Source organism: Dichotomicrobium thermohalophilum, from assembly GCF_003550175.1.
Taxonomy (GTDB): Bacteria; Pseudomonadota; Alphaproteobacteria; order Rhizobiales; family Rhodomicrobiaceae; genus Dichotomicrobium; species Dichotomicrobium thermohalophilum.
This window is the reverse complement of sequence record NZ_QXDF01000001.1, coordinates 844220-861892: the sequence shown is the minus strand read 5'-3', so window position 1 is coordinate 861892 and position 17673 is coordinate 844220. Positions and strand designations below refer to the sequence as shown.

Sequence of the window (17673 nt, the reverse complement as noted above, 5' to 3'; positions counted from 1 at the left end):
GCTTTCCATTTTCCCGCAGGAAAGCAGTTAATCGCGATCAAGTCTCAGCGCCCAGTCTATGCTAAGACAGGGGCATGCGCCTATTCGCCCTGAAAGCCTCCGAGGAGCTTGGCGCGTCGATTGCTGGCGCGCTGGACTGCGCGCTTGACCCGCACGAAGAGCGCGACTTCGAGGATGGCGAGCACAAGGCCCGTCCGCTCGTCAGCGTGCGCGGCGAGGATGTCTATGTCGTCCACAGCCTGAATGGCACGCCCGCAGCTTCGGCCAACGACAAGCTGTGCAAGCTGTTGTTCTTCATCGCCGCCTGCAAGGAGAACGGCGCGGCCAGCGTGACGGCGATAGCGCCCTATCTCGCCTATGCCCGCAAGGACCGGCAGACCAAGGCGCGCGATCCCGTGACGACGAAATATGTCGCCCAGCTTTTCGAGGCGGCGGGCGCGGACTGCGTGATGGTGCTGCAAGCGCATAACCTCGCCGCGTTCCAGAACGCCTATCGCTGCCGGACCTTGCATCTCGACACGCGCAAGCTGTTCACGCCGATCATCAAGGAGTTGGTCGCCGGCCAGCCCGTCGCGGTCGTCTCGCCCGACGGCGGCGGGATGAAGCGGGCGCAACTCCTTAAGGAGACCTATGAGGCCGAGACGGGCGAGAGCGCCGGCTTCGGCTTCATGGAGAAACGGCGCAGCCGTGGCGTCGTTTCAGGCACCCTGTTTGCCGGGGAGGTGAAGGACGCCAGCGTGTTCATCTTCGATGACATGATCGGCTCTGGCGGGACAATGGTGCGCGCGGCGCGGGCCTGTCGCGAACACGGCGCATCGCGGGTCTATGCGCTGGCCGCGCACGGGCTGTTTGGCGAAGGCAGCGAGGACTTGTTCGCCAGCGACGCGATAGACGGGGTCCTGGTCACCGACAGCGTCCGCACCGCCGTGGAAGCGAAGGTACGCACCGAGAAGCTGCGCATCGTGCCGGTCGGCCCGCTGATCGCCAACGCCATCAGGTGCCTGCGGGGGAACGGATCGCTATCTGATCTGCTCGGTATGGAAGATTGACCGCCTCGCGCTCCGCCAGCGCAAGGTAGCGGAAGGTCTGCGGGCCCCATTTGTCCGGCTTGCGGATCTCATCCTCCAACAGATGCGCCGCGCTCAGCCGGGCGCGCAGCAGCATGCGGAAAGTGCCATAGAGCGCCATGAGCGCCGGCTCGGGACGGCGGTCGATGCGCCGCTCCAGCACCTCGAGCAGCACCGGCCGAATCCAGGCAGCGCCCTCCATCTCGCATTCGAGACCGAGATAGTTGACCTCGTCAAAAGGGTCGATGATGCGCATCCGCCGGTTGAATTCGAGGCCGTCGATGATCTTCGGGCTGTCGTTCAGGCAGACATGCTCGGGCCGCAGGTCCCCGTGCCCCTCCACCATGCACCCCGCGGAGATGCGCGCTTCAAGCGCCAGGCGCAGCTCCTCGATAGCGTGGTCGAGCGCATCCAGCTGCGGCAGGGCCGTCTCGCGGAAGCCAAGCTCGGGCAGTTCCAGAACGGAGCGGTTGATCGGCTGCTCGCGCGCGAGATGATCGAGATAAGCTTCGTCGGTCTCCGCCGGGGTCCGCGCGTAGAAGTCGGCGAGGAAATTTGCGAGCTTCTCGATATCCGCGTGCGCGAGCCGGCCCTCGGCAATCCGACGGTCGAGCATGTCCGCCTCGGGCAGGCGGTTCATGTGCACGAGCCAGTCGACGATCTCGCCCTCACCGCCCAGGTGGAGCCGCTGCCCGTCCAGACGCAGCGCCACGATGCCGAGATAAACGCCATCGGCCAGCCGCCGGTTGAGGCGTACCTCCGCCTCGCAGTTGCGCCGGCGCTTTTCCGTGGTGCTGAAATCGAGATGCGGATAGATGACGGGCTTTTTCAGCTTGTAGACGTGGCGCTCGGTCAGGAACACCCAGGACATGTGGGTTTCGCGGACCTCGACGTTCTCGACATCGGGGCCGTAAGCTTCTGGCTGGCTCAGGAACCGGACTTTCTCCGCCACGTCTGTCATGCGTCGCCTCCTGCCCCGAGCTTACATGCGCCGGGCAGGTCGCGTCATGTGTTTGTGTCGAGGGCCACTAATCGGCGAGCGCCATGCCGTCGCGGCGCGGGTCGGCCCCGCCTTCGAGAACACCGTCGCGCGCGATGATCATGTGGATACCGGAGGTCATCGGCGTCTCGCGGAGATTGTGCCCCAACCCCCGCAGCCGTTCGGCCTGTGGCGTCCAGTCGTGGCCCGCCTCCAGGTCGAGCCGCCCGCCACGGCTCCCGAAGTTCGGCAATGACACTGCCTCCTGCGCGTCCAGCTTCCAGTCGATCGCGCCGATCAGGGATTTGAGCGTGTAGAGGATGATCCGGCTCCCGCCAGGCGAGCCAGTCACCATGGCCGGTTCCTCGTCCGCGAAGGCGACCGTCGGCGACATCGAGCTGCGCGGTCGCTTGCCGGCTTCGACCCGATTGGCGACCGGGCGCCCGTCGGCGTCAGTCGGCCGGAAGGAGAAGTCTGTCAGCTGGTTATTCAGCAGGAAGCCGCGCACCATCAGCCCGGAGCCGAATGCCCGCTCGATCGAGGAGGTCATAGAGACGACATTGCCCTGCGCGTCGATGACCGAGATATGGCTGGTGCCCGGCTGGTCGGCGCTCTCGCCGTTGCCGAAGACGCCTTCACTGCCCGGCGGATCTCCGGGCGCGGCGCGGTCCATCGCGCGGTGCGGCGAGATGCGTTCGCTGCGCGCGCGCAGATAGTCGCGGTCGATCAGCCCCTTGGGCACGTCGACGAAATCGGCATCCGCCATGTACTTGCCGCGGTCCGCATAGGCGAGCTTCTGCGCTTCAGCGATCAGGTGCAGCGCCCGGCCGTTCAGCGGCTCCTCCCCGAGATCGAACCGCTCCAGCATCATCAGCACCTGCAGCACGGTCAGCCCGCCAGACGTCGGCGGCCCCATCCCGCAGACCCGGTAGGCGCGATACGGCCCGCAGACCGGTTCACGCGCCTTCGCACGGTAGTCCGCAAGATCGGCCAGAGTCATGTCGCCGGGGTTTCGCGCGGCGCTCCGCACCGTCTCGACGATGTCCTGCGCGATCGGCCCGCGGTAGAACGCATCCGCTCCGCCCGCCGCGATCCGCCGGAAGGTCTCGGCCAGGTCCGCGTTGCGCAGCCGTCGGCCCGGCGCGACAGGTGCGCCCTGCGGTCCGAAGAAGTAGCTGCGCGCCCGCGGCCCCAGCCGCTCGGCGCTGCGGCGCAGCAGCATGTTCAGTCGTGCCGTGACCTCAAAGCCTCTGTCCGCCGCGTCGATCGCCGGGTCGAACAGCGCCGTCCAGTCCAGCCGGCCATGGGCGCGATGCGCCATCTCCAGCATCCGCAACAGCCCGGGCACGCCGACGGCCAGCCCGCCCGTGCTCGCCACGCCAAAGGGCAGCCTCGCGCCCTCCTCATCCAGGAAGCGATCAGGCGTCGCCGCGCGCGGCGCAACCTCCCGGCCGTCATAGGCGGTGAGCGTTTCGGTCTCGGCGTCCCAGTAAAGCAGGAAGGCGCCGCCGCCGATGCCCGAGGACTGCGGCTCGACGACGTTGAGCACCATCTGCGCGGCAATTGCGGCGTCCATCGCCGTCCCGCCCGCGCGCAGCATCTCGCGCCCGGCCCGCGATGCCAGAGGGTGCGCGGCGACCACCATCTGCTGCTGGCCGCGCACCAGCATTTTCTCCGCGCGCCCGGATGCTGCTTCCGGTTCGGCGCGCTGATCCTGCCCGAAGGCGGAGTTGGCCAGCGCCATCACGGCGATCGCGATGGCGAGGCCAAGCCAGAATGCCTTGCCCATCAGTGCCCCCGGGCAGACGCTAAAGCTTGCCGGCTTCTTCGAGCACCTTGCGCGCGGCGCGGAAGCATTCCAGCGCCTGCGGCACGCCGCAATAGATCCCGACCACATGGATGATCGCCCGGATTTCCTCGACGCTGACCCCGTTGTTAAGCGCGCCGCGCGTGTGGATCTGAAACTCCTCCATCTTGCCGAGCGCACCGATCATGGCGAGGTTCATCATCGAGCGGGTCTTGGCGTCAATCGTGTCGTCGCCCCAGCCGAACCCCCAACACCACGCGGTCATCGCCTCCTGAAACGGGCGGTTGAAGTCGTCGGCGTCAGCGAGGTTCTTCTCGACATAGGATGCGCCGAGCGTGGCCTTGCGCCGCTCCAGCCCCTTCTCGAACAGCTTGTCGTCCATGCATCTCCTCCCTGTCTGCACGCGCTGGCTTGTTATTGTGGTCTGGCACAGTGCACCACGGCGCAGGCCCGCTCAAGTAACAATTAAGACTCGACAGGGAGAAGCGCCGCACGGCAGTTTACTTGTGATTTGGCAATAAAGACATTATATTCGAGAAATGAACTCGGATAGCAGCCCCGCTGCAGGGTCAAACTTGAATAATATTTCTAGAGATATTTAAATATTTCACAGCCAAAAAAGACGAATGCTATAGCTATATTAGCTTTCTAGCCCACATTTGTCACTCGAAGATTGGACGCAAAAATAACCAATAAATAGGCCAAATATGTGCGAGGAATAAGTTAATTGGAATAATGAGAATCCAATTCCACCAATTATAAACAACGTCATCGAAAAACGTGAGGTATACGAATGTCGCAATACCGCCCACGCCGTAGGCGGTGGCAGCTACTTGCTCCCACTGTATCACCCGCCGCATCGCACCCCCAAGAACATCGACTTTTTGAATAATGATAACAGTTTCAGGCAAGCCTGTAAATCGGATGTGGTTACTTTGGCGCAAAGCTGAGAACTCGTTTGTATAACGCATATGCCGTTTCTACGCTAGATCACGCCAGCTTCGCGCAGCGCGCGGATGTCATCGTCGGACAGCCCGGCCATCTCGCGCAGCACCGTATCGGTCGCCTCGCCCAGCGCAGGGCCGCTCGCACGCACCTGGCCCGGCGTCTCGGACAGCCGGGCGACGACATTCGGCACCGTGATGGTCCCGCCCGCGCCGTCATCAACCTCCAGCAGCGTGCCGCGCTCGCGGATATGCGGATCGGCGAAGATGTCGGCGATAGTATTCACGGGCGCGGCGGGCACCCCGAAGTCGAGGCAGCGCGCCAGAAACGCCTCGCGCGGCTGCGAGCGGATATAGTCCGTGACGATGCCGTCCACCTCGTCGAGCGCGGCCAGCCGCTTTTGCACATTGCCGAAGCGATCCTCGGCCGCCAGTTCCGGCTGGCCCATCATCTCGGCGAAGCGTGCGAACATCCTGTCGGACGTGCAGGCGACCGCGACCCAGTGGCCCTCGGCGGTCTGGTACTGGCCATGCGGGCAGGCATAAAGCGTCTTCAGCCCCTCGCGCCCACGGACCCGCCCGGTGGCGGCGTAAGCCGGCGCGATCTCGTCGAGCACGCGGAAGATCGACTCGTAGAGCGAGACGTCGACCACCTGGCCCAGCCCATCGCGGTCCCGCGCGCGTAGCGCCACCAGCACGCCGACCGCGCCGAACAGCCCTGTGATGTAGTCCGCCAGCGAGGTCGAGCCGGGGGTGACAGGCGGGCCGTCCGGCATCCCGGCGAGGTGCGTCAGTCCGCCGAACGCGTGCGCGATCCGCGCGAAGCCCGGCCGGTCGCGGTAAGGTCCGGTCTGGCCGAAGCCCGAGACGCGCAGCAGGACAAGGCGCGGGTTGACCTCGCCGAGAGCGTCCCATCCAAGATCCCATGACTCCAGCTTCCCCGGCCGAAAGTTCTCCGCGACCACGTCCGCACTTGCCGCCAACCGCTTGAACACCTCGCGCCCGCGTGCATCGCCCAGATCCAGCGTCAGGGAGCGCTTGTTCCGCGACTCGCTCTTCCACGCCAGACTGTCGCCATCCTCGGTGGGCGTCCCATAGCGTCGCCACGGATCACCGCCCTTGGGATGCTCGATCTTGATGACCTCCGCGCCGAACTCGGACATGAGCGTGGCGGCAAACGGCGCTGCGACGAAGGTGGCGAGGTCGAGAACGCGGATGCCTTCGAGCGCGGGTTTACGCTTTTCCTGGTCATAGTCGCTAGGCGGCATGGCGGACTGTTGATGGGCTATTGACGATCAGCTGATCAGCGTAGCCGTGAGAACGCCAATGCGCCAGCCCATTGCCGTCTCTCTACCGTTGGCTGCTCAGCGTCAGATACATCAGCACCAGATAGATCACGGGTAGAATGACCAGCACGCCGAACTCGATGAATGTCGGCGCGGGACACTCCGTTGCCGTCCACCGGTAACCGATGAAGATCACAGCCGCCAGCACGATGGCCAATCCGATGAACCAGGGTGTCAATCGGTTTCGTTTCGGCGTGGTTTCAGCCATTCCTCCCCTCCGCTTCTGGTCCAGCGCGCCTTTCGATCCAAAAACGAACACAGCGCGTTTTGGTTGCGCCTTTGACAGCCATTAATGCGCGCTTATCCCCCTGCCACGGAAAATGATGCGACCTGCGCAATTTCGCCCAGCGCGGCCGTTGAGGAGGACCGATGCCCGTTCACAACTCGGACATCGCCGAAGCGTTTCGGCGGCTGGCCGACCTGCTGGAAATCGAGGGCGGCAACCAGTACCGCGTGCGCGCCTATCGTAACGCCGCCGCAACGGTTGAGGGGCTACCGCATGACGCGGCCCGGATGATCGAACAGGGGGCAGATCTGTCCGAATTGCCCGGCATCGGCGAGGACTTGGCGGGTAAGATCGAGACGCTGATCGAGACAGGCGAACTGCCGCTGCTCGAAGAGGTCGAGGGGCGGGTGCCAGAGGGGCTGGCCGAAATCACGCATGTCTCGGGCATCGGGCCGAAGCGCGCCTGGAAGCTTTACGAAGAGCTGGGTATCGAGACGATCGAGGCGCTGCGCAAGGCTGCCGAGGCCGGTGAGATCCGGGACATCGAAGGCTTCGGCGAGAAGACCGAACAGAACATCATCGACGCCTTGGGTCGCTTCGAAGGCGGCGAAAAGCGTCTGCGGCTGATGGATGCCGAGCACATCGCCGAGCCGCTTCTGGATTATGTCCGGGAGATCGACGGCGTGAAGCAGGCCATCATCGCCGGCAGCTACCGCCGTCAGAAGGAAACCGTGGGCGACCTCGACATCCTCGTCACCGCCAAGCGCGGCAGCGACGTGATGGACCGCTTCGTTAAATATGACGAGGTCGATGAGGTCGTCTCGAAGGGCGAGACGCGCTCCACCGTCGTGCTGCAATCCGGCTTTCACGTCGATCTGCGCGTCGTCGCGGAGGTCAGCTACGGCGCGGCGCTGTTCTATTTCACCGGCTCGAAGGCGCACAACATCGTGGTGCGCAAGCGCGCGATCGACCGCGGCTGGAAGCTCAACGAATACGGCCTGTTCGAGGATAATGAGCGCATCGCCGGCAAGACCGAGGAGGAGGTGTACGAGAAGCTCGACTTGCCGTTCATTCCGCCTTTGCTTCGCGAAAATCGCGGGGAGATCGAGGCCGCGGAGAACGGTGAACTGCCCGACTTGGTCCAGCTGGACGACATTCGCGGAGACCTGCACTGCCACACCAAGTGGAGCGACGGAAAATTCACCCTGCGCGAGATGGCCGAGGCTGCCAAGGACAAGGGTTATGCGTTCCTCGGCATCACCGATCACTCGAAGAGCCAGACGGTCGCCGGCGGGCTCAGCGAGGACGGCCTCGCCAAGCAGATCGACGAAATCGACGAACTCAATGAGGAACTGGACGGTATCCGCCTTCTCAAGGGCAGCGAGGTCGACATCCTGGAGAACGGCAAGCTGGACTTCAGCGACAATATCCTGGCGCAACTCGACTACGTCATTTGCGCGATTCACGGCGGCTTCAACCTGTCCCGCGAAAAGCAGACCGAGCGGGTGCTGCGCGCCATGGACAACAAGCACTTCAACATCCTCGCGCACGCTACGGGCCGGCTGATCAACGAGCGCGCGCCTTACGAGATCGACCTGGACCGGATCATGACCGAGGCGGAGGATCGCGGCTGTTTCCTTGAGCTGAACGCTCACCCGAACCGTCTCGATATCGACGATGCACGATGCAAGATGGCCCGCGACATGGGGCTGATGGTCCCGATCGGCACGGATGCGCATTCCATCAACGGGCTGGAGACCATGCGCTTCGGCGTGGCGCAGGCGGGTCGCGGCTGGCTTGAGGCGAAGGACGTGCTGAACACGCGCGCGCCCGACGAGCTGCTCAAGCTTATGAGGCGGTAGGCATGGCCCGGAAAGCGGTCGAAAAGCTGTCGAAGGACGAGGCGCGCGAAGAGGCCGACGACCTGCGCAAGGAGATCACGCATCACGACTACCTCTACTACGTGAAAAACCGGCCCGAGATTTCAGACGCGGAATACGACCGGCTGTTCGAGCGGCTCCAGAAGATCGAAGACCGGTTCCCCGACCTCGTGACGCCGGACAGCCCGACCCGCCGCGTGGGCGCACCGCCCGCCTCCAGTCATCCCACGGTCGAGCATGTCGCCCCGATGCTCAGCCTCAACGCCGTCCATGAGGCCAAGGAAGTGAAAGACTTCCTCACGTTCCTGGGCAAGGAAGTGGGCGATGACGCGCCGCTCGTGCTGGAACCGAAATTCGACGGGCTTTCGGTCGAACTGGTCTACGAGGATGGGGTTTTTGCGCGTGGCGTGACGCGCGGCGACGGGCAATCAGGCGAGGACATCACCGACAATCTGGCGACCATCGGCGCGCTGCCGCTACGGCTTCAGAATGCCGACGACGCGCCCGACCCGCTGGCCGTGCGCGGCGAGGTGTTCCTGCCCAAGGCCGACTTTCAGGACGCCAACAAGGAGCGCGTTGAGCGCGGCGAGGAGCCGTTCGCGAACCCGCGCAACGCGGCGGCCGGTCTTGCGCGGCGGCTGGATTCGGAGGCCGTGGCAAGATACCCGCTCGACATTTATGTCTACGATCTGCTCACCCCGGATACGGACGAGTGGTCAAGCCACTGGGCGCTGCTGGAACGGTTCCGCGACTGGGGCTTCCGCACCAACAAGGAGAACAGGCGCGTCGCCGGCTTCGAGGAGGTTGAGGCGGCTTATAACGACCTGCTCGATCAGCGCGACGACCTCGATTACGAGATCGACGGCGTCGTCCTCAAGCTCGACGACCTGGCCGCCCGCGAGCGGCTCGGCACCCGCGCGCGCAGTCCACGCTGGGCGGTGGCTTGGAAGTTTCCGCCGCGCGAGGAGCAGACGACCATCGCAGACATCGTCGTACAGGTGGGCCGCACCGGGATCCTCACACCCGTCGCGCTGCTGGAGCCGGTGGATGTCGGCGGCGTGACGATCTCCCGCGCGACGCTGCACAACGCCGAGGAGGTTGCGCGCAAGGACCTGCGGGTCGGCGACACGGTGCGCATCAAGCGCGCCGGCGACGTGATCCCCGAAGTGGCCGAGCGCGTGCCGCAGCCGGGCGTGGAGCGCGGGCCGGAATTCGAGATGCCCGACAAATGCCCCTCCTGCGGTACCGAGGTCGTCAAGGAGGGCGCCTATACCGTCTGTCCTGCCGGGATTGCATGTCCGGCACAACTCAAGGGTCATCTCACCCATTACGGATCGCGCGAGGCAATGGACATCGACGGGCTGGGCGAGAAGACGGTGCAACAGCTTGTCGAGCGCGGGATGGTCGAGGACCTTGCTGATCTCTACGACCTCTCAGAGGATGATCTGCGCACGCTGGAGGGCTTCGCCGAAACCTCCGCGCACAACCTCTACACGGCGATCCACGAGACGACATCGCCCCCGCTCGACCGCTTCTTGTACGCGCTCGGCATCCGTCACGTCGGCGGGCGGACGGCGCGGCTCATTTCGCGCGAGTTGGGGACTCTGGACGCGGTGGTCTCGGCGGATGCGGAGCGGTTGCAGTCCATCCCCGATATCGGCCCGGAGGTCGCGCAGAGCGTAGCCGACTTCTTCGACACCGAACGCAACCGGAAGGTGCTGAACCGTATCCGCGAGGCGGGCGTGAAACCGAAAGAGGTCGCCACGCCGGAGGCGACGCCGCTCGACGGCAAGACCTTCGTCTTCACCGGCGCGCTGGAGGGCTTCACTCGCGAAGAGGCCGAGCGCAAGGTGGAGCGTCTCGGGGGCCGTGCGGCCTCCAGCGTCAGCAGCAATACGGATTACGTCGTCGCCGGCAGCGACCCCGGCCAGAAGCTCGACGAGGCGCGCGACCTGGGCGTCGAGGTTATCGACGAGGAGGCTTTCGTGAAGCTGTGCGAAGGGTGAACGCCCGACCAGAAGGCGCAGAAGAGGAATGCAACGGCGGGCGGGCCTGACTGTGGCCAGCCGCGCAGGGCTGTCGCGCACCGCCTCACTGAACGCACGCTAGCCCGCGCCGAGTGTCTCGACCTTCGCCGCCTGATTGGGCACGAGGCGAACGCGATATGAGTGGTTTTCACAATCGAGGATCCAGACGGGTTCGTCCGGCCTTGAATGCTCGGGATCCCTTTGCGCGCCCCTCGGGTTCTCGCACCTGTATGCTTGCGAGCGTATCTGCGCGGCGATGATGTCCTTGGCTGTCTCCTCAATGTCCTGAGCAAGACCCGTTCGCGGCCCACCAAGACATGCGGCGCCCACGAGCCCTCCGCTCACAATAGCCAAGAGCCTCCATCGGGTTGCTGTCGCCAAGATCATGGGTGGCAATACTCCAGACTGTCGTCGTCGCCCCACCGCTCGCAGGAAGTGCGCCTTGGACGCACCGCTATTCGCTCGCCCGATGGCTGCCGGAGTTCGCGGCGCGCAGCCGCGCGATATCGGTTTCGGAGAGCTTTGGCCGATTGATATCCAGGGTGATCTTTTCGCTCGTCGCGGTTGAATCCGCCGCGCCGCGCTGACCGCGGGGCAGCCGCTGGCCCTCGGCTTGGTCAGGCCCGCTGCTTTTAATCCCGCTGGGTGCCGCTAAGGATTGGTTGCACGAAGGTCGGTCAGCCGTGCGCTCCCGCTATCGGCAGCGGTGATAACGCATGCAGCCGTAGTAATCTCGGCTGTGATATCCCCAATCCTCACCGCAGCGATAGTGCCAATAACGGCAGCTCCGGTAGCGACGTCGATAATATCTGTGTCTGTCGCCGTCGATGCCCTGGACGATCAGCGAACCAATAACCCCCACGGCAAGCCCGGAGATAAATCCGCCGTCAGCCAACCGGAGGTGATTAATATCGCTGTTCCGCGAGGACTCCCCAATACTTATCGCAGGTGCTTCGACGGGGACCTGATGGGTCGCGGCCAATGCGCCATCCGCTGAAAAGATCGCGAACAGAAGCACCGCACAGATGGCAGCCATGCCCCTCATGAATACCCCTCCTTCAAGAAGCGAACTGAGCCGCATGCAGTGGCCGTGATGTTTCTGTTATAATTTTAGATAATTTGATTGTAGCGACGCCGGACAGGAACGCCAGCCTCGTCCAATGATTTTGGTAAACGAGAAGTATCTCCCCCGCGTCTGCATCGTGCGGTCTGATGAACGTGGCGCGGCGACGATCTGGCCAGCCTGCCAGTTGCGGGTCCTTTCTCGCTCTGCTGGAGCCGCGCCTGTCCTCCGTTCGGCGGTCGCTGATGCGTCGTTCGTCTTTCCACCGCACTTCTGATCTCTTTGCGAGAAAGCAGGCCCCATTCCGAGCGGAGACCTAAGCCTCACACGCGGATCGCGCTGCTCCGGGCCGGGAGCAGTGTGGTCCCGTGCCCCCGGGGGTGACCCTATGCGGCCAGTTTTTCGGTTGCACCCGAACAGGGATGCTATTGTCGTCGCGACCTGGCTACGGACTCACAAGAAATAGTAAAGAGTTGCGACCAGGCACACCGCACTCATCTGCTTGGTCGCAGGGAATTCATTTCGCAACACCATGCGCCGGAAGTCGTGCAGCGGTGAAAGAATCCGCTCGATGGCATTCCGTGTCCTCTCACGGCGAGGTGAGCAGGCGTCGCCGAAGTCAGCAATGGCGTTGACAAGCTCCCCCCAGACCGGGCCGACGCTGCGCATGGTACGTGCGATCCGGTCCCTTTGCTCTGCAAGACGTCGTTCGACCCACGCGCGTAACGCCGCTTTGCGCGTGTTCGGCCGGGTTGCCGCCCCGGACAACGCGCGCTCGGTTGCCTGATCGTGCTGATTGCAGCTGACATCGGCGTGACTTGCCAGACAGTCATCGGCTTGCCGCCACCGATAGGGGGTGTCAACCCGGCCACCGGATGCCATGTCGTTGGAGACGTTCAGCCCCGTGCGCAGCGGCGATCCGTCATGCGCCGTCTCGTCGGCCTGGATGCTCGGGATATCGTCGGCCACAAGCTGACGTTGGACCACTTCCGCCGCCTCATGCGCCTGGTACAGGATGAGATGGTCCTGATTACCGATAATGCTGGTGAGCAGGCCCTCTGCAACGTTCATCGAGCCGTCTTCCAGCAACCAGTTCGACACCGCCAGCTCGGCGCTCTCCGTCGCGCCGAAGTCGTCTGCAGCGTCGCCTGCGCCGATCATGGTCGTGCCCATGTTCTGCATGACGGCCTTGATATCCGCAAGGTCCAGACGACTGAGTCCTTCGTTGATCATCAGCTCGGTGATGCAGGACACGCCGGAACGTAGCACGTCGTTCGCGCGGTCGAAGGCATCGGCAAAGGTCGTCGTTTTGCTAGCGACGCGGAAGAGGTTCTGGTTCGGGATTACCAGAACAGTGTCAACTTGCGCGGCGAGGGCGGCGATGCCCTTGTCGGCATATTTCATCCGCCGCTGCCCCTCGAACTTGAAGGGCTTGGTCACGACCGCAACGGTCAGGATGCCCATGTCCTTCGCCGCCCGCGCGATGACTGGCGCGGCGCCCGTGCCCGTGCCGCCGCCCATTCCCGCAGTGATGAAGAGGATTTGCACGCCTTCGAGATAACTGCGGATGTCGTCCAGCGCCTCCTCGGCGGCAGCTGCGCCGATTTCGGGTTTCAGCCCCGCGCCAAGCCCTTCCGTAATGTCGAGGCCCATCTGGATCCGGCCCCCAGCGATCGACATCGACAATTCCTGCGCGTCCGTGTTGGCCGCGATAAACTCGACGCCGTCGACGCCAGCCTCCACCATGTTGTTCACGGCGTTGCCGCCTGCGCCCCCAACGCCGATCACCATCATGCGGGGGTGTGCGTCGCTCAGCTCCGCTGGCTCGATATGAATGCTCATGGCAGCCTCACAAGTTCGCAATCCGCGGACGCTCATCGCGTCGCGGATGCGCCGCGGCTTTTCAGCCACGGCAAGCTGACCGAGCATTGTCCCCCAGACACCCCATGCTCCGGTCTCCCTCTCAAAACGTCTTACGCATCGAGTGCCAACCCGCGGCGACACAGTCGCGCGAGGGCTCACGAACCGCCATCTCCCGGGTCTCGATTTTCTGTGCGCTGGCTTGCCACTGCGCAGTTGCGCGCAGCAGATTGCTCAGCCCCCCAAACAGCACTCGAGACCAAAGCGGCGACAGTCTTCGGCGTGTCCGTTAACGAATCGGGACCGCCGGCACTCCTACTCACTAATAGTTTGTGGGGTTAACCTGTTAAATTTTAGTAAATTCCGCCACTTAATCGGGAATCGAGAGTCCGGGGCTGACCGCTGCTCTTGCGCTTGCCGAGCATGTGCGCGAGCGGCTGTCCTAGGCCGGAAAAAGGGGGCGCGGCCGGGGCTGTCCCGGACCTTTCGCTGATGTGGGCCAGATTCTCCGGCTTAAGCTGGAAGCGCAGGTCCGCTAGGCGGGGCTGGTCGGAAGCCGGCGGTAACAAGCTATAAGATGTTGCGCTGGACAAGGGCAATGGGCTTGGCGAGTTCGTCGGCGAATATTTGCGCCGTGTCTTCGCGCTGCGCGCGCCGGAAAAGATCAAGCGCGCGCTCATACCTGTCGCGCGCCCCGACCGTGTTCCTGTTACGGAACGCCTCATGCCCCTGCCGCATCACGTCACGGGCCTCGTCATAGAGGTCGGCCACACGCCTTTTGCTCTGTCTGTCGGCAGCCTGGCCGCGATGCGCGCTGCGGCGATTTCGGCGGCCTCCACCATCATCGGCGCGAGGTGGCCCATATTCCGAGACGCGAACACCGGGCCGATCGCTCTGCGCTGCCAGCGCCAGTCATCTCCCGAAGCCGTCATCAGGCTGTTGCCGGCGGCTGGCCGCAGCATGCGCACCATGACGCTGGATTTCGGGTAGTTCTCCACGTTGTCGAGAAAGATCCGCTTCATCGCCTCCGGCCCCTGGACCAAATGCCAGCGGCGCGGTCCCATCGTGCCGGAAACAATCTCTTCCTGATAAGCGGCATTGGGCAGAACTGACAGCGCGTTACGCCGCATGTCCCGAAGGGTCGCGAGAACGCCCGGCAAACGCGCCGGTGGTTCAATATGAGGCGGCGTGTACATTTCCCCGCGACCTCTCCCCGCGCCACCTGTATCGCTCGAAACCGGACAACACGGATACTTGTTGTCCTCGCACGCCGAGCGCGCAGATGTGTTGCGGCACACGGGGATGTTTGAATGTACTGCCGGACCGTTTCCCGTAACCGTCTAGTAAATTGCGCGCTTTATTCAGCGGAATGGGCAGTGGCTTTCGGGGTAAACAGGCCTGCTGAAAATTCCTTCGGGGAAAGGATGCTCGGCAAGTGCCGCCGTCTTACATGCTCGGATTGTCTGCGGTCACTGGAAGGGGCTGATATCCAGAGCAGCAGGAATGCGTGGGTCACGCGCGTAGCGTCGCCATGCTCATTCGCCCGATTTGCGCATGAGCACAAAGAGACGGCCCTCCTCAGATGCGGCCGTCACGGCAATGCGCTGACCCTTCGCGCGAACATCGAGCTTGCCGGAGCTCGCCTTACCCACAGTCATGCCTTTCACATCGCCGGTGTAGCGGCCCGCGCCGATCTTTTTCAGGGTGCCTTCGCCGGTCGTGGTGCCCTTGGAACTGCTGCACTTGCCGTTGAACTTGTATGTCCGCGCGCCGACAATGCGCACTTCCATCTTGCAGCGCACGCGGTAGGCCGATCCGTCCGATCCCAGGGCCTCTCCGTCCCCGCGCCACTTGCCAGATAATCGGATCTCCGCCGCCGCGCTGGTCGCGCAGCAGGCCGCCAGAAGCGCACTGGCCATAAAGCCGGTCAGCAACTTACGCATCCCGTCTCCCTCTTCATGTTGCACGGCCAGCCGGTTGCCCGGTGAAACGCCGTGCGCGCCGCTTCAGCCCTTCATAGACCATCAGAATCGCCGGCAACAAAATCACATCGCCGATCAGGGCAAGGATCAGCGTTATGCTGCAGAGCAGTCCGAACGTGCGCGTCGGCGGGACGTTACTCACGAATGTCGATGCCAGCCCGCACATGATGACGACTGTCGTCATGATCAGCACGGGGCCGATCGAGCGGACGGTCAGCCGCAAGGCGTTCAGGACCGGCAGGCCGGCAAGGCGCTGAAGGCGATACCGGTTCAGGAAATGCACGGTGTCGTCCACGGCGATGCCGAATGCGACCGTCAAGCCAACAACGCTCACATACTGCATTCCGATACCTGAAACGTACAGCCAGCTTCCCGCCAGCGCGATGGGAAACAGGTTTGCAACCAGGGACAACAGCGCAAACTCGACTGACCAGAAAAGAAGGCCCACCAGCACCATCACGAGGACAACCGCGAGCAGAAGAGCCCCGTTGAGGCTCGAAATCGTGTCGTTCGATCGCAGTGCGGAGACGATGGCCAGGCCGGTCAGCTGCATCTCAAGATGCGGGTATTTTTCGCGCACGCGATCGAGTTCGTCTTCGAGGTCGCCCGCAATACGCTTGAGGGTTAGCGCCTGAAGGTCCTTGGCTGAGGCGGACACGACCGTCGACCGGCCGTCAGCGCTGATATAGCGCGCCGTAATCGTCTCCGGTAGCGCCTCAAGCGACGCCAAGCGGCCTGTGGCGGTCTGCGCATCCCCGCCGACGATATCGTTCAGCGAGTGCGTGCTTGCGAGTTGCGGGTGGCTCTCGAGCAGCTCGTGCACCTCGGCGACCGCGGCGAAGACTTCCCGGGACTCTGACGTGATCGGCTTTTCGGCCGTGACGAGGACGCTGACTGGGTTGATGCCGCTGAAGTGACGGTCGAGCAACTGCGCCGTGTCCGCATGCTGGTTCTCGGGAATGACATCCGTCAGCCGGTAACTCGGCGAAAGCTGTGCGTACAGACTTCCGCTCGCGACGATCGCCATCAGGCCGAGGACAGCGACGGGACAACAACCCCCCACCACGCGTCTCGACAGGTTATTGAGGAAGGAACCCAGCTCGCGCTCGAACCTGAAGCCGGCGAGGGCCCTGGCCGAAGGGTCCTGCGTGCGCAGCAGCACATGCGCGAGGCACGGGATTACCGCCAGGACGACCAGGATGCTTATCAGGATCGCTGATGCGGCCGTCAGTCCGAACCTGCTGATGAGATGCGAGTCGGTCAGCGCCAGAGACGCCAAGGCAAGGGCGGTCGTGGCCGCCGAGAGTACACAGGCCGGGCCCACTTCACGCATCGCACGCTGGATGGCCGCGGGCAGCGCGCTTTGCGGTGACCAGGCGCGCATAATCGCGATGGACAGATGCATGCCGTTAGCGAGGCTAATGACCATCACCAGCGGGATGATGGTGTTCATCAGGGCGTTGAGCTGTATCCCCAGATACCCGATCAAACCGAGCGAAAACACGACCGCAAGGCCCGTCGGCAGGATTACGATGGCGACAACCCGCAAGCTGGGGAAAAGCAGGAGGCAGACCAGCAGCCCGATCGTGAACCCCGCAACGTTCAGACGCAGCGCGTCACGGCGGCCGGCCTCAAGAATATCGGCTTTCATGACCGGGGCGCCCGTGATGGACAGGGCGAGACCGGTGCTGGATTCGATTGCCTGCACTTCCTGTTCGATCGCGTCGACCATCGTTGTGACGCCGAGATCTTTCTCGGCTTGCCCGTCCAACGCGGCGACGAACAGCGCCAGCCCCTGCGAGTCATCGACGGGCTCGTAGAACCGGCCTGCGATATCCGGATGGCTTTCGATCAACTCACGCAAGCTGCCGGATTCCGGGGGGTTGGAGAGCGTGTCCGGGATCACCGGCAGGACCCGCCCGTCGGAGGAGTCCTGGCGGTGCACGGAGAACATCGACAGCACGTGGACCACATCATCCGCGAGACCGAGATCGAGATGCACGTCGCGGAGCTTGCTGATCGTTGCCGAATCCAGCGGACGCGGGACTTGGGCGACCACGAGCAAGTTGAGCTCGCTCGTCGGAAACAGGCTCCGCATCCGTTCGAAAGTTTTGTATTCCGCGGTGTCGGAGCGAAGGAGCCCGTCGATCGCGTCCTGAACCTGCAGCTTCGTTGCCCCGTTCAGCGCAATCGCTGTCAGGGCTGCAATAGCGAAAAGTGCGTGTAGCGGCGCCTTCAGCGCCGCCAGGCCTATCCGCTCAACCCCGGACGCCACAGCCCCCCGCGGCGTCATGGCTTGGCCTCAAGAAGACGGGTGGATAGATATTCAGGGTTCGTCGACACCCGCGGGTGCGGCAAAACGGTGACAGGTGTGTTCATCAGACATCGCTATTGGAAAAGCAATGTGCTTAACAGGGGCGCAAACGCTTTACAATGAGATGGGTCAGTATCGTTAAAATCGACGGCAGGTCCGCAGCATCGGCAGACGACGG

The 17673-nt window shown here is 63.7% G+C and carries 15 protein-coding genes; 3 read left to right on the top strand and 12 right to left on the bottom strand.

Going from position 1 to position 17673, the window contains the following annotated elements; genetic code table 11:
• Positions 1 to 74: 74 nt before the first annotated feature.
• The gene (locus BXY53_RS03930) at positions 75 to 1049 is read left to right on the top strand and encodes a ribose-phosphate diphosphokinase (RefSeq protein WP_119060591.1); all 975 of its coding nucleotides are present in this window, start codon (positions 75 to 77) and stop codon (positions 1047 to 1049) included.
• Here BXY53_RS03930 and BXY53_RS03925 read toward each other — a convergent pair.
• The 6 genes from BXY53_RS03925 to BXY53_RS13985 form a co-directional block, all read right to left on the bottom strand.
• On the bottom strand, positions 994 to 2028 hold the full coding sequence (locus tag BXY53_RS03925) for a hypothetical protein (RefSeq protein WP_210209138.1): 1035 nt from the start codon (positions 2026 to 2028) through the stop codon (positions 994 to 996). The two genes, BXY53_RS03930 and BXY53_RS03925, sit on opposite strands and share 56 nt — an antisense overlap.
• Positions 2029 to 2095: 67 nt before the next feature.
• A complete protein-coding gene (ggt, locus tag BXY53_RS03920; protein ID WP_119060590.1) occupies positions 2096 to 3835 on the bottom strand; it encodes a gamma-glutamyltransferase in 1740 nt (579 codons plus the stop codon).
• Between the two features lie 19 nt (positions 3836 to 3854).
• On the bottom strand, positions 3855 to 4235 hold the full coding sequence (locus BXY53_RS03915) for a carboxymuconolactone decarboxylase family protein (RefSeq protein ID WP_119060589.1): 381 nt from the start codon (positions 4233 to 4235) through the stop codon (positions 3855 to 3857).
• Between the two features lie 280 nt (positions 4236 to 4515).
• On the bottom strand, positions 4516 to 4824 hold the full coding sequence (locus BXY53_RS03910) for a hypothetical protein (RefSeq protein ID WP_119060588.1): 309 nt from the start codon (positions 4822 to 4824) through the stop codon (positions 4516 to 4518).
• Between the two features lie 14 nt (positions 4825 to 4838).
• Positions 4839 to 6065: a CaiB/BaiF CoA transferase family protein gene (locus BXY53_RS03905; protein ID WP_119060587.1), complete on the bottom strand. Its 1227-nt coding sequence runs from the start codon at positions 6063 to 6065 to the stop codon at positions 4839 to 4841.
• 82 nt (positions 6066 to 6147) lie between these two features.
• Positions 6148 to 6351: a hypothetical protein gene (locus BXY53_RS13985; RefSeq protein WP_147361490.1), complete on the bottom strand. Its 204-nt coding sequence runs from the start codon at positions 6349 to 6351 to the stop codon at positions 6148 to 6150.
• Between the two features lie 161 nt (positions 6352 to 6512).
• On the opposite strand from BXY53_RS13985, the gene polX reads away from it, so the two are divergent.
• Together polX and ligA are read left to right on the top strand one after the other, a co-directional pair.
• Positions 6513 to 8231 (top strand): DNA polymerase/3'-5' exonuclease PolX, encoded by a 1719-nt coding sequence (gene polX / locus BXY53_RS03900; RefSeq protein WP_119060586.1) that lies wholly within the window; start codon positions 6513 to 6515, stop codon positions 8229 to 8231.
• A gap of 2 nt (positions 8232 to 8233) precedes the next feature.
• On the top strand, positions 8234 to 10255 hold the full coding sequence (gene ligA / locus BXY53_RS03895; protein ID WP_119060585.1) for an NAD-dependent DNA ligase LigA: 2022 nt from the start codon (positions 8234 to 8236) through the stop codon (positions 10253 to 10255).
• A 715-nt stretch (positions 10256 to 10970) separates the two neighbouring features.
• Here ligA and BXY53_RS13980 read toward each other — a convergent pair.
• The 6 genes from BXY53_RS13980 to BXY53_RS03860 form a co-directional block, all read right to left on the bottom strand.
• The gene (locus BXY53_RS13980; protein ID WP_147361489.1) at positions 10971 to 11321 is read right to left on the bottom strand and encodes a hypothetical protein; all 351 of its coding nucleotides are present in this window, start codon (positions 11319 to 11321) and stop codon (positions 10971 to 10973) included.
• Between the two features lie 471 nt (positions 11322 to 11792).
• Entirely contained in the window at positions 11793 to 13181 is a 1389-nt protein-coding gene (ftsZ, locus tag BXY53_RS03885; protein ID WP_119061759.1) for a cell division protein FtsZ, read from the bottom strand.
• A 588-nt stretch (positions 13182 to 13769) separates the two neighbouring features.
• Positions 13770 to 13970, bottom strand: coding sequence for a hypothetical protein (locus tag BXY53_RS03875; RefSeq protein WP_119060583.1), 201 nt, complete (start codon positions 13968 to 13970; stop codon positions 13770 to 13772).
• On the bottom strand, positions 13937 to 14329 hold the full coding sequence (locus BXY53_RS03870) for a cytochrome P450 (protein ID WP_210209137.1): 393 nt from the start codon (positions 14327 to 14329) through the stop codon (positions 13937 to 13939). Before BXY53_RS03870 ends, BXY53_RS03875 begins: the two co-directional genes overlap by 34 nt.
• A gap of 405 nt (positions 14330 to 14734) precedes the next feature.
• Positions 14735 to 15142 carry a hypothetical protein gene (locus tag BXY53_RS03865; RefSeq protein WP_119060581.1) on the bottom strand — a complete coding sequence of 136 codons (408 nt, stop codon included), beginning with the start codon at positions 15140 to 15142 and terminating at the stop codon, positions 14735 to 14737.
• Between the two features lie 13 nt (positions 15143 to 15155).
• Positions 15156 to 17474, bottom strand: a complete 2319-nt coding sequence (locus tag BXY53_RS03860; protein WP_119060580.1) for an efflux RND transporter permease subunit — start codon at positions 17472 to 17474, stop codon at positions 15156 to 15158.
• Positions 17475 to 17673: the final 199 nt, after the last annotated feature.

What these genes read in the sequence shown, in the direction of transcription:
- BXY53_RS03915 (WP_119060589.1), bottom strand. Translation starts at nt 4,235, where the DNA reads ATGGACGACAAGCTGTTCGAGAAGGGGCTGGAGCGGCGCAAGGCCACG.
- BXY53_RS03865 (WP_119060581.1), bottom strand. Translation starts at nt 15,142, where the DNA reads ATGCGTAAGTTGCTGACCGGCTTTATGGCCAGTGCGCTTCTGGCGGCC.
- ftsZ (WP_119061759.1), bottom strand. Translation starts at nt 13,181, where the DNA reads ATGAGCATTCATATCGAGCCAGCGGAGCTGAGCGACGCACACCCCCGC.
- ggt (WP_119060590.1), bottom strand. Translation starts at nt 3,835, where the DNA reads ATGGGCAAGGCATTCTGGCTTGGCCTCGCCATCGCGATCGCCGTGATG.
- BXY53_RS03870 (WP_210209137.1), bottom strand. Translation starts at nt 14,329, where the DNA reads ATGCGGCGTAACGCGCTGTCAGTTCTGCCCAATGCCGCTTATCAGGAA.
- BXY53_RS13980 (WP_147361489.1), bottom strand. Translation starts at nt 11,321, where the DNA reads ATGAGGGGCATGGCTGCCATCTGTGCGGTGCTTCTGTTCGCGATCTTT.
- BXY53_RS13985 (WP_147361490.1), bottom strand. Translation starts at nt 6,351, where the DNA reads ATGGCTGAAACCACGCCGAAACGAAACCGATTGACACCCTGGTTCATC.
- BXY53_RS03930 (WP_119060591.1), top strand. Translation starts at nt 75, where the DNA reads ATGCGCCTATTCGCCCTGAAAGCCTCCGAGGAGCTTGGCGCGTCGATT.
- BXY53_RS03860 (WP_119060580.1), bottom strand. Translation starts at nt 17,474, where the DNA reads ATGACGCCGCGGGGGGCTGTGGCGTCCGGGGTTGAGCGGATAGGCCTG.
- ligA (WP_119060585.1), top strand. Translation starts at nt 8,234, where the DNA reads ATGGCCCGGAAAGCGGTCGAAAAGCTGTCGAAGGACGAGGCGCGCGAA.
- BXY53_RS03910 (WP_119060588.1), bottom strand. Translation starts at nt 4,824, where the DNA reads ATGCGTTATACAAACGAGTTCTCAGCTTTGCGCCAAAGTAACCACATC.
- BXY53_RS03905 (WP_119060587.1), bottom strand. Translation starts at nt 6,065, where the DNA reads ATGCCGCCTAGCGACTATGACCAGGAAAAGCGTAAACCCGCGCTCGAA.
- BXY53_RS03925 (WP_210209138.1), bottom strand. Translation starts at nt 2,028, where the DNA reads ATGACAGACGTGGCGGAGAAAGTCCGGTTCCTGAGCCAGCCAGAAGCT.
- polX (WP_119060586.1), top strand. Translation starts at nt 6,513, where the DNA reads ATGCCCGTTCACAACTCGGACATCGCCGAAGCGTTTCGGCGGCTGGCC.